The sequence below is a fragment of the Treponema vincentii F0403 genome (assembly GCF_000412995.1).
Taxonomy (GTDB): domain Bacteria; phylum Spirochaetota; class Spirochaetia; order Treponematales; family Treponemataceae; genus Treponema; species Treponema vincentii.
The window spans coordinates 2335358-2347197 of the sequence record NZ_KE332512.1; the positions used below are offsets into that span (position 1 = coordinate 2335358).

An 11840-nucleotide genomic window follows, 5' to 3' on the forward strand; every position below is an offset into this window, starting at 1 on the left:
AAATTATGCTCTGCAAAGTGTGCCGCACCGGTCTTAACATCACTACTCCTGCCGTTTTTCATAGATGAACCAGAGGTCTGGATCAATCCAGTGCCGTAAGGCGCGTATAATAGAATATGAAGGAAAGCCAAAAGTTTTCCTGGTCTTCAAGTTATAGAGCTGATCATAATTAATGCCGTTTTTAGCACACCATGAGTAAGTAAGCGGCTCTAAGTGTTTATACCCTGCTGAATGTTTCCTCACGATTCGGTAATCATCCGGGCCGGTAAAGTACTTTTGCTCGGGTTTTGCTTCTGCCGTCGAGGTTACCCACCAAGAAGGTGGAATAACATTCCGTAAGCGAAACATCATCTCGTAGGTCGGTTTTGTCACACCGGTAATACTTTTAAAAAAAGTGATGTACTCAAGTCCATTCTCAAGCGCAAAGGAGCGAATGCTCCTTCCTCTATTTTTTACAAATTGAACTGCATACAGTTCGCTTTTATCTTCAGCGGGGTTGGTTGCTTCTGCAACAGGCTCTTGTGTAAGGTACTGTATCAAGGCCTCTTCGATAATCTTTGATTGCGAAACACCGGTCTCTTGTTCTTTCTTAAGCAGTTTATCATAGAGTTTTTTCTTTATATTTGCACTTATTTGTTCCATCGTAGTGTTCCTTCAAACATGCTATTCATCGTAAACCTCTTTTCTGTGCCCGATATCAATCACAAAAATACAAAGTTCCTTGTCTTTTAGTTGACATAAAATTCTGTAATCACCAACTCGATAACGCCAAATCCCACGTAAATTACCAACAAGCAATTTTCCACGAGAACGAGGATTTTCAAGTTGAGAAACAGCTGTCATAAAATCAATAATACGCTTTTGAATAGCATTATCCAATTTCTGTAATTGCTTAAAAGCCTTGTCTGAGAAAGTAACTTTCATAAATCAAGTTTCTCACGAACTTCATCAAGTGAATAAGTCTTTTTATCTCCTTTCTGAAACTCTGCCCAAGCAGCAGCAGCAGTCTCATAATCTTCTTGGTCTTCCAGGCATTCAAGAATAAATCTCTCAACTGCCTTATTCAAAAACCAACTTCTTGTACAACCTCTCACCTTACACAAAGCGTCAACTTGATTAAATAACTGCGGCTTAGCACTAAAACTCATACTTACAGTATTTCTAACACCCATAAAACTCCCTTTAGCCCCTTGACACAGTGCTATTATCTGATACTAAAAATGTTGTTTTTTTTAATAATTTTATTAAAAATATTAGAATTGTTCATATTTGTCAAGCAGTATGGGTTAAAACAACGCTTATTTGTCGGACAAATATCATATAATTTTTGCGTCAATAATTGACACAGGGTAATGCTATCGACTTGATGAAATTAATAACTTTTGCCGGAGAAAATTTGAATTTGGGGAGGTAATGATATTATGCTTCACTTGGAAAAAGTAAATGGAAAAAATGTATGGGAAATAACTAAATTACATATATCAGAGACACAAAAGGATTTGTTGCTGCAAATGATGCAAATATTGTTGGCTGTCATTATTTTTCAAGAATTTCAGTTTTCCAATCCTTAATCGTCTTCGTCTCTTCACTAAAGCCCTGTTAAAGATGTACATCCTTGTACATCTTTAATGATGAGTTTCAACTAATACTGAAACTCATTACTGCGTAGAACCACCGCCCTCCATGGCGGACCGGTGCAGGATCTATCATAGCTGTTCTACTTTCCAATCCTGAATAGTCCGCGTTGCTTCCTCAAATCCTGCACCGATAAGCACAATCTTCTTCCCGTCCGTCTTATACTTTGCAGCGTAGGCGTTCTCTTTGATTTGCTCGAGTGCATCTTCCGCACTGCCGTTGCCGGAGAGTTTAAACTCGAAGATGTAAACAGTATCGACAGTAATAACCACGCAATCAGCGCCAAAACTATACATCCGTGTATAGTTTTGGCTGCGAGATGATATGTTTTTACTTGCCGGTAGATGTGGTACTCTTATCCGACGGGATAAGGGGGCAGGCAGCAGGTTGTGCCGAAACGTGAGGAAATCTTGAACAAAGATAAACCTCGGTGGCGAGATTAACCTAAACCTGCTGCCGTAAATCAAAATGCGGCCGCACCGCTAACGGTGCGTACCGCGAATAGGAGTTACGGTAGTCCAAAAACCGGTAAAAGCTCCCTGTTCCCTATTTTATACCACAAGGAGTGTCGTATGCAAGGGACTGGAAGATGGATCGGATTGGATTTGAGTAAAGAAACGTATGAAATGCGTTACTTTGATCAAAAAGGGAAAGTCGCAGGTTCGGGAGGGCTGACAACAAAAGTCGGAAGAGCAAAACTGTATGCAAAGTTAAAATCGGAAGATATTGTCGCGATGGAAGCGAATAGTCTTGCGTTTGTAATGGAGCAGGAGATGAGAACAATTGGCTGCACAGTAATAATCTTAAACGCATCGCAGCTATCGGTAATCTATGCCAGTACGAAGAAAACGGATAAGGAAGATGCGGTAAAGCTTGCACGGTTAATAAAGATATATGAAAAAGAGGATTTACCGACCGTAGATGTGCCGACGGATAAGGAATGGTATCGGAGAAAACTCATCAAAGAGTACAAGACACTAAAAGCTGACCGGACACGGGAAATCAATCGGCTGCATGCGTTATTCGTACAATGTGGGATAACAACGATAAAACGCAGTAATGTGCAAACCGATGTAAATCGGCAGGAAGTGTTGCCGCAGCTTTTTGATTATGAAGCAAGGCAAGCGAAACGAGTGTGTGCCAGACTTACGGTATTGGATGCACAGATAGAAGAGCTGGATCAGCTGATAAAAAAGGAATGTAAAGAAGATGAAGATATCCAACGATTGCAAACGATACCGGGAGTCGGAGATAAGACAGCGCTCGCCTTTGCCGCTTATGTCGGAGATGGAAAGCGCTTTAATAATGGAGATCAAGTGTCCAATTACTTAGGGATAGTGCCGCGGGTTGATTGTTCGGGAACGATAAACAAGTATGGGCATATTACAAAGAAGGGAAATGGAGTCGTAAGGTCATTGCTCTATCAAGCAGCATGGGCAATAGTACGGAGTAAACGCGGGGGAGCTTTAAAGGCAAAGTATTTTTATATGACTGAACATGGGAAGGGGAAGAAGATATCGATAACGGCGATAGCACGGAAGATGGCAAAATTATTGTACGTAGTAATGAAGAATAAACAAATGGTATATCAAGAGATGCCTGCCCCCTCCTTACGAGCGGGATAACATAGGTATGTGAAACAGGGAATTACAGGGACGGGAGCGGTCGAAGCAGAAAAAAACTAAAAAGTTTTGCTCTTCTGCTTGACAAAAAACATAGGAGTTTCGGCGGAGCCGAAACATCGCTGCTGCGTGGAACAACCGCCATCCATGGCGGTACTGTAGCAGTGGACTTCCGTTTGCACAAATTGCCCCATCAGCGCAAAGATGAGGTACACTGCTGTCTGGTAGTTTTGCTCCCGCAATTTCAGCTCTTTACTGCTAAAGTTGTCATAAGAGATACCGGCGATAAGCGCCTGCATCCGTTCCATAAAGCCGTTCACATCACCCTTGCGGATGTCCTGTACAAAGCGTCCTACCCATACACCTGTTTGACCGAACGGCACATCGGAATACGCAGGCAGCAGATTCTCAAAAAAGCCGTACCGCACTTCATCATTCGGAAAGCCAAGCCGATAGAGCCTGATATCGCTTATGTACTCCTTTATTGTCAGATAGCCGGCCTGAAAGAGAATAGGTAACGCATCTTGTGCTACCGCCCGATAGGTCTGTAATCCCGATTCATCGAGCTCAACATTTCCATCCAAGTCGGGGATAAAGTAGTGTGCTTCTTTGAGAAAATTGACCAAAAACGTCGGCGTCCCCGTGCTAAACCAGAAGCTTTTGATCTCTTTATAATCAAAAGCATTGAGGAGACTAAAAGGATTGTACATTCCTTCCCCCGCAGGATGAAACAGATAGCCGTCATACCATTGCTTTAAGGCTGCGATTGCCTGCGGATAATCAAGCCCTTGTCTTTCGGCAAGCGCTTGGATTTCAGGTTCAAAATTATCTTCCAACTCTTTTTGTGTGATACCGCAGATACCGGCATACGTTTCATGTAAGCTGATATCTTTCAGATTATTCAGATCACTAAAAATACTAATCTTGCTGAATTTGGTAACACCGGTTAAAAAGGCAAAGCGGATATATTCATCGCAGGTTTTAATGACGGAGTAAAAAGCTTTGAGTTCGTTTCGGTATTGCTCATTCAAGGCTTCGTTTACGCCCATCGTTTGCAGGAGCGGTTTGTCGTATTCATCAACAAGAATGGCTACTTGCTTGCCGGTTTTTTTCATACGCACGCTTTAAAAGTCCTTCGAAGCGTTTTGGAGGCGTCTCTTCAATAGCTTCTTTCCCATAGATATCTTCAAGCCACGATAAAAAGATATTGAGGTTTTCTGTTAAGGCGGCCATACAATTATAGTTACCGGTATTAAAATCAAGATAGCATACCGGATATTCCTGCCATGCAGCTCTGTTTTCCAATACAGCTTGTTCTTCCTCAGCCTTTTCAAGATACAAGTCTTTGAACAGCTCTTTTTGTCCGCGGAAATATGCTGCCGATGTTGAAAGAAAGAGACTTTTTCCAAACCTCCTCGGACGACTGAGGAAATAGACCTTACTGCTGTTTGCTAGGCGAAAAAGGTATTCTGTTTTATCCACGTAAAGGAAACCTTTTTCCCGTAAATCTTTAAAACTTTGTACACCGATCGGCAATTTTCGTGGAAAGCTCATGCAATGAGTATGACAGGATTTTTCCTATCTGACAATTTCAATGTTCGTCCACAGCCTTTCTAAAAGTCAAACGATGGTGCAAGGATATCAATGTAAAAACTCTCTTGTCTTTTTTTTCCGTTTGCTGTATATTAACCTGAATAAGCAACCTAGACTAGAATAATTACTACAGAGGTTATGTAAGTGATTGTATTTAAAAGACTTACTACAACAAAATTGAATAGAATTTTTTTATGTTTTAGCGAAGATTTAACTGCTACGGCGACTGCAAGAATTACCGGCGTAAACAGGAATACCGTAAACCGCTATTTTACCGGTATTCGAGAAAAAATAGTACGGCACAGCATCGCCGAATATAATGAAGTAATGAACGGAATAAAGGCGGAAACGCTTCGTTTTGAAGCAAAGACTGTGTTGGGAAAACGGCTCAAACGGGTTTTGCAAGAGCGGCCGATATTAGGACTGTTACGGCGAGGAAAAAAAGTATTTATCACTGTTTTAGAAGATTTTTCTCACGACAATCTCTTAACACGGCTGCAGGAGAACCTGCATGAGCGGTATGCTGCCCTGTATGAAAATGAGACGGCACAACCGGAAGCGGTATCATTCAACGAGTATGATCAATACAGAGTGTGGTATGCCGGTGCGGAACAGGAAGGCGATGAGCACGATGCAAAGGGAATAGAGAATTTTTTGACATTTGCAAAAAAACGGCTTGCAAAATTTAACGGCTGTTCATCAAGCAATGTATTGCTCCATTTAAAAGAATGTGAGTTCCGGTACAACCACCGCGGTGAAGACCTTTTTAAATTAATAAAAAAAATCTTTCAAAAGTACTGAGTTGTACCGGTTCATTTTCAAGCAAAATTAAGTTTTCCGATTTAAAAAAGAATGAATGAAAGAATGAATACTGAAGGGGAATATAATGCAAAACAATAAAGACGGAACAAAACTCTGTTATGTAGCTTTGGCGCTTATTGCGGCGGTTACGGTATTTTTTGCCTCTATGCTGCCGAATATTATCATGGATAATGAACTTCGCCATTTCTTTCCTGAAAGTCATGAATCGTACCGGAAGTTCAATACATTAACTGAAATGTTCGGCGACCAATATGTTATGGATATTGTTATTGAAACGAACGAAGATATTATGTTGAACCGAGAAAGTCTTGCAGTAATCGGAAAAATTACCGAAGAACTGGAACAGCTGAATAATATCGTGAAAATACAGTCCATTACCAATGTCGATTTTATCACCGATGATGATGGTCATTTGAGTACCGGACAATTAATTCCGGAAGACTTTTCAGGTACTGCTGCCGAGGTACAGCAGCTCAAACAGCGGATTTTAGAATGGCCTAAGGCATATATTGGTACAATTATATCTTCCGATTTTAAAGGGGTGCAAATTATTGCTACCTTAAATTCAGATGCAACACCGCCTGAAGTCAGTACGCTTTATTATGAAACCGTTGATGTCGTCAAAAAGCATTTGGCCGCTCATGCGTCCCTCAATTACAAAATTGCAGGAGACCCGGTATTGGGTGAATATGGAAAAATATTTATGTATGCGGACTTAAAAAATTTAATTCCGCTTATTACCGTTGTGGTACTGCTCTGTCTTTTTCTTTCATTCCGCAATGCGGAAGGCACCCTGCTTCCGCTTATTACCGTGCTCATCAGTACAATATGGACAGCAGGGATTATGGCGATGATCGGGGAGCCGCTCACGATTGTTTCAAGTTGTTTGCCGGTACTGTTGATTGCAGTAGGATCTGCGTACGGTATTCACATTATCAATTATTATTATCAGCGATTGGAAAAAGAGCCGCTGATTACCGACAAGCTGCGGCATCAAGCGCTTATTAAAGAAACACTGAAAAGCGCCCGTTCTCCGGTATTACTTGCGGGAATTACTACGATTGCAGGTTTTATTTCGACTATCACCAGTCCTATCCGTCCGCTTAAATCCTTTGCGCTTTTCAGTGCTGTCGGTGTTGTAATTGCACTGTCGCTTGCCTTTGTGTTTATTCCTTCAATACTGATGATTAAATCGGTAGGTCTTATTCAGCGGCAGCAAAAACGGATGAGTCTCCGTGCCGTCAAAAAAAATGCACGCCTTGCAGCCCTCGGTATCAATAAAAAGGGCGCTACGCTCGACAGAATTTATTCTTATTTTAATAAACGGGAAGGACGGTTTGTGTTCGGTCTTTTGGTTATCGTCGGTCTTTCGGTTGTGGGCATTATGAACCTAAACATTGAATCCGCCTTTTTGGAATACTTTCCGAAAAACTCAAAGGTGCGTAATGATGTCAGTTCCATCGATACCAAGTATGTCGGCACCACAGGTTTCAGCTTAGTAATACAGGGGCAAGAAAAAGGCGATATGTGTAATCCTGCTATTTTAACCGAGATGGAAAAATTGGAAAATTACTTACAGGCAAACCATCCGGCAATCGGCAGTGTTGTGTCCTTTACCGAGTTTGTAAAACGAATGAATCAGGTGATGCATTCAAGTGCAGCGGTTCAAGAAGCTTCCGTTTCTCAAAATGCCTCGGCAGATTTTTCCGTCGGATCCGTAGGATCCATGGGCTCGAAAGAAAACGGGTCATTGGATTTTGACAGCTTTTTTGAAGATGAATCCGAAACGGTGCAAAGTACCGGCGGCGCTTCCGGCAGTGTTGAAAGTTTTTTCGATGAAGAAGAAGCCGGCAGTGAGCAAACGCGGTATGCAGAATTAGACGGAAGCGGAAATGCAGTTAATGCCGTTTTTGCCCACTACAAAAATCAGCCGCTCAATGCAGATGAAACCATTGCGCTTTTTACTGCGGCTTATGCCTCTGCAAACAAGAGCGACTTGACCGTTACCGAGTTTATGGATGCATTAAAAAAGCAGCTCAATTACCGCGGCGCCGCCTACTACGAAATACCGGCAGATATTTCAAAATATCCGGTCAGCACACAGGCGGAATTGAAAGATATCGTTACTCAGTATTTGCTTTTGTATTCCGGCTCTCTTGATGCACTGCTTGACGAAACGCTGGAACCTAAGACATGCCGAATGCAGATTATCATGCGGACGCACGATACGGGTAAAATAAAAGATGTTATCAGCGATGCGCACCGCTTTGCCGAAACGCATTTTCCCGAAGGTTATACCCTTGAAGCGGCGGGCTTGGGTGAAATGGAAGTTGCAATGACTTCGATGATTATTTCGAGTCAAGTGTCCTCTCTGGTCTTGGCGGTTGGGATAGTGTTCCTCATTTTAGCAGTGTTCTACCGCTCAGTGATTGCCGGTATTATCGGGGCTATTCCGCTTGGGGTTTCTATTTTGCTCAACTTCGGCATTATGAGCTTAACGGGAATAAACCTTGACATGGTAACGAGTTTAGTCGCCGCAATCGCCATCGGTATCGGTATTGATTACACTGTTCACTTTATGAACAACTATCATAACGAAAGAATTGCAAGCGATAATTTAACGCAGGTTACCTTAAACACGCTCCGCCATTCGGGAAAGGGAATAGCCGTCAATGCGTTTTCCGTCGGCTGCGGTTTTTTGGTTATGTGTTTTTCAAACTTTGTCGTACTCAGGTTTGTCGGATTTTTGGTTGCAACAGTAATGCTGACCAGCTCGGTTGCGTCATTAACGATTTTACCTGTTGTGCTAAATATGTTTAAACCGAAATTTATGGCTGTCAACCGATGAACTTCCGTGTACATCGGTTGACGGCGAATTTCGGCACAGCCGAAATATCGCTGCTGTTTGGAACCACCGCCATCCGTGGCGCTGTTGAACAGCGTACGTCCGTGTACACTGTTCAACGACGAGATTTGTGCACAACACAAATCTCGCTGCTGTTTGGAACCACCGCCATCCGTGGCGGTATTGATAGGAGGAAAAATGAAACACTTACTGAAAACAGTTTTGATACCGCTGTTTGCTGCCGGTATCCTTGGGATGCTTGCTGCAGAAGACGGTACTGCAATCGTACAAAAGTCGCTTGATGTAAAGCGTCCGTTGTTTACTCATAGCGCAGTAAAAATGGCGCTCATTGATTCAAACGGAAACACGGAAGAGCGTATGCTTGAAGAGTGGGCAAAAGACCCGGGTGATAAAACCGGCGCTGCCGTTATTGCATTCCGTAAACCTGCTTCGGTAAAAGATACGCGCTTTTTACAGATTGTGAACAAAGACCGGGCAAACGATAAATGGATTTATCTACCTGCGCTCAGGACTGTCCGCCGTATTGCAGGAGCCGAAGGTTCAAAGTCATTTATGGGTACCGATGCCGACTATGACGACCTTGAAACCAGAAAAATCGAGCAGGATACGCATACCTTGATCGGTGAAGAAACCGTTGATTCGTATCAGTGCTGGAAAGTTGAATCGGTACCGGTTGATCCGAAAAGCAGCCGGTATTCAAAAAAAATTGCCTACATTGACAAGGCTACTTCCGTACCGGTGAAGGCGGAAATGTACGATAAAAAAGGAAAACTTTTAAAGGTACTGCACATAGAAACACTGGAACAAAAGCAGGACTATTGGATTCCAATGAAGAGTAAGCTTACCAATGTGCAAACCAATCATAGTACCGTGCTTGAAATTTTAAAAATAGAAATAGACAAGCCCATTGACGACAAGTTGTTTACTCAAAATTTCTTGAATACGGGAAGACTGTAACAGAGAGGTGTTTACCCGCAGGGATGTGAACATTTCTGCACGGTGATTGTTATGTATCCAATAAACCTGTTCGGAAACTTCAGTTTCAGAACAGGTTTAATGTAATTGCCGCACAGCCGATGCCGGTTGTGCGCTGTCCGGAGGTTATATGAAAAAAACAATGACGCTGTGTGCGGCGCTGCTCTGCTGCACCGGGATGTATCTTTTTGCGCAAGATTCTTTTTTTGATGATGCCGATACGGTAGAAAGCACAAGTACAAACGAAGGTATGTCCGCCGGCAATTCCAAAAACGGTTCAGGTAATTCCGGTGCCATCGATTTCTCAGGTTTTGCCAATCTGGGAATACGGATGTACCCGCATAAAGACCTCAAGCGGATGGAAGCCCTGCCGGTGTTCGGTATTAACTTTAAATACAGCGGCGCAAGGACGGAACTTGATTCTCATTTTAAATGCAATGCCCTCACCATTGCCGACTATCCGCTTGATCTTATTGATGAATTTACCGTCCGCGCTTACTTAGGCGACTTTGTACTTTCAACCGGAAAGATGAAACTCGTATGGGGGCGCGGCGATATGATCCACGTTCTGGACGTTTTTAATGCGAATGATTTTACCGACTTTACCATTCCCGCCTATATTGACCGCCGCATTGCGGAGCCGATGGTGCACCTTGCCTACAATGCGCCCATCCCGCTCAGGCTGGAAGCGGCATGGACACCGCTGATGACGCCTGACCGTTTTTCTCTAAAAGGCGCATGGGTGCCGCCCCAAATCACTGAAATAAAACAGAATGCCAAAGCCTCGCTTAATGAAGCTATTTCCAATCCCCGCATATCCCAGATCTTTAATGAAAGCGCTTTACAAAAAGCGCTGCACGACCCCATTTCAAAAGAGCTGAAAAATATCACTTCTCATATTCCTCCTTCAATCACTATTGATATGAAGGACATAGTGGCTAAGTTGGACGAGGCAGCGCTACTTAATGGTATAAACAATCTTGTCAAAGGGGAAATAAAAAAACTGTTGGTAAATCTTGGAAAGCAAAAACTTAATTTTTCAATAACTGAAATAGCCAACAAGATACTGCCGCCCAAACCGGACGGTTCTCAGTACACAGAAGCTGAAATTAAGACACTTTTGGCAGGGGAACCTTTTTTAACGGAAGTTACCACTCGTATTGCAAAAGAAATTGCAGGAACCGCTCAAAAGGCGGAAACGGAATTGCTTTCATCCTTAATAAAAGCCGGTACAATTATAGAGAATTTCCAATTTGATGAGTGTGCAAAAATCGGTATGAATGCCTTTATGCCCGATATGCATCAAATAAAATACGGGCAATACGGACTACGCCTTTCGGGTTCTGCAGGGGCTGTCGATATGGCGTGTCAATATTATTACGGACATTACAAAACCCCGTCGATCAATGTAGAAAAAATGATAACGTATGCAATGGAAGGTAAAAATATCCGTGAGTGTGTGTACTATGATCCGGTGCATATCTTCGGTGCGGATTTAGGGGCTGCGATTGCAATGTTCAATTTTAAATCTGAAGCCGCCTACTACATGACCGAAGACTTTAAAGGAACCGATCCGGCAGTACATAACAACAGCTTTCAATGGGTGTTGGGTTTTGACGTGGATATTCCGCTTAACAACCTTAATTTGAATGTACAAAATATCGGCTCGCATATCATCGGTTTTAAAAACGTCAGGCAGAATAATAAAAGCGGCAAGATGGATATGGATTGGAACACTGCGGAAAAATCGACAAACAATAAACTCGTTTTCAATGTTTCGGACTCGTGGCTGCATGAAACTTTAACCGATTCCGTTACAGTGATTTGGGGTATTGAGCATAATGATGTTGTGGTAATGCCTAAGATAAAATATAAAATTAAGGACGAATTTTATGTTGAAGGCACGGGAGCTTATATTTACGCAAAAGATAAGAAAAGCGAGTTTTCTTCGTGGAAAAATAATCACTTTGCGCAAGTTAGTTTTGAATATAAATTTTAAACGAGCGTTGGGAGTTTGCAAAGAAACTCAGGTATAGATTTTTGGAAGATGCCCTATCTCCTTTATTGTTATCACCAACTCATTATGGCAGAGATGAATCGGCGAGGCTACAGGGTTAGTCCTGAGTGGTTGGACAAAGACTATCGCGGCAAAAGATGTCCGGCATATAACAATTTAGCCGTCATCGAAGTACCCGACCCCATATATACTGAACATGATGATTGCTACTATCGTGAGTGTCTCAAGAATTTGGAAACCAAGGGAATTCATTTGGATTAATATTGCGGGGCTCCATTATAAAAAGAAAGTCATTGTTCATGGCTTTTTT

At 42.4% G+C, this 11840-nt stretch carries 10 protein-coding genes and 2 pseudogenes; 7 read left to right on the forward strand and 5 right to left on the reverse strand.

All coding sequences use genetic code 11. The annotated features are described in order from the left end of the window. Positions 1-42 precede the first annotated feature (42 nt). The 3 genes from HMPREF1222_RS10700 to HMPREF1222_RS10710 are packed head-to-tail and all read right to left on the reverse strand — an operon-like array spanning position 43 to position 1172. Entirely contained in the window at positions 43-642 is a 600-nt protein-coding gene (locus tag HMPREF1222_RS10700) for a ribbon-helix-helix protein, CopG family (protein ID WP_016519417.1), read from the reverse strand. A gap of 21 nt (positions 643-663) precedes the next feature. Next, positions 664-924 (reverse strand): type II toxin-antitoxin system RelE family toxin, encoded by a 261-nt coding sequence (locus HMPREF1222_RS10705; protein WP_016519418.1) that lies wholly within the window; start codon positions 922-924, stop codon positions 664-666. Then, the gene (locus HMPREF1222_RS10710) at positions 921-1172 is read right to left on the reverse strand and encodes a DUF6290 family protein (RefSeq protein ID WP_016519419.1); all 252 of its coding nucleotides are present in this window, start codon (positions 1170-1172) and stop codon (positions 921-923) included. Before HMPREF1222_RS10710 ends, HMPREF1222_RS10705 begins: the two co-directional genes overlap by 4 nt. A gap of 249 nt (positions 1173-1421) precedes the next feature. Between HMPREF1222_RS10710 and HMPREF1222_RS12640 the strand changes: the two genes are divergently transcribed. Then, positions 1422-1571, forward strand: coding sequence for a hypothetical protein (locus HMPREF1222_RS12640; RefSeq protein WP_016519420.1), 150 nt, complete (start codon positions 1422-1424; stop codon positions 1569-1571). Between the two features lie 135 nt (positions 1572-1706). Here the strand turns inward: HMPREF1222_RS12640 and HMPREF1222_RS10715 are convergent. Next, a pseudogene (locus tag HMPREF1222_RS10715) lies at positions 1707-1916 on the reverse strand (PD-(D/E)XK nuclease domain-containing protein); the annotation flags it as partial. Positions 1917-2207: 291 nt separating this feature from the next. Between HMPREF1222_RS10715 and HMPREF1222_RS10720 the strand changes: the two are divergent. Next, positions 2208-3260 (forward strand): IS110 family RNA-guided transposase, encoded by a 1053-nt coding sequence (locus tag HMPREF1222_RS10720; protein ID WP_016519422.1) that lies wholly within the window; start codon positions 2208-2210, stop codon positions 3258-3260. 56 nt (positions 3261-3316) lie between these two features. Here the strand turns inward: HMPREF1222_RS10720 and HMPREF1222_RS10725 are convergent. After that, positions 3317-4811, reverse strand: a pseudogene (locus HMPREF1222_RS10725) (ATP-binding protein). A gap of 183 nt (positions 4812-4994) precedes the next feature. Between HMPREF1222_RS10725 and HMPREF1222_RS10730 the strand changes: the two are divergent. From HMPREF1222_RS10730 to HMPREF1222_RS13345, 5 genes are all read left to right on the forward strand, one after another. Continuing rightward, the gene (locus tag HMPREF1222_RS10730; protein WP_016519425.1) at positions 4995-5651 is read left to right on the forward strand and encodes a transposase; all 657 of its coding nucleotides are present in this window, start codon (positions 4995-4997) and stop codon (positions 5649-5651) included. A gap of 85 nt (positions 5652-5736) precedes the next feature. Next, positions 5737-8520 (forward strand): efflux RND transporter permease subunit, encoded by a 2784-nt coding sequence (locus tag HMPREF1222_RS10735; protein ID WP_016519426.1) that lies wholly within the window; start codon positions 5737-5739, stop codon positions 8518-8520. A gap of 195 nt (positions 8521-8715) precedes the next feature. Next, a complete protein-coding gene (locus HMPREF1222_RS10740; protein ID WP_016519427.1) occupies positions 8716-9495 on the forward strand; it encodes an outer membrane lipoprotein-sorting protein in 780 nt (259 codons plus the stop codon). Positions 9496-9643: 148 nt separating this feature from the next. After that, positions 9644-11512: a hypothetical protein gene (locus tag HMPREF1222_RS10745; RefSeq protein WP_016519428.1), complete on the forward strand. Its 1869-nt coding sequence runs from the start codon at positions 9644-9646 to the stop codon at positions 11510-11512. Between the two features lie 48 nt (positions 11513-11560). Beyond that, entirely contained in the window at positions 11561-11791 is a 231-nt protein-coding gene (locus tag HMPREF1222_RS13345) for a pyrimidine dimer DNA glycosylase/endonuclease V (RefSeq protein WP_016519429.1), read from the forward strand. Positions 11792-11840: the final 49 nt, after the last annotated feature.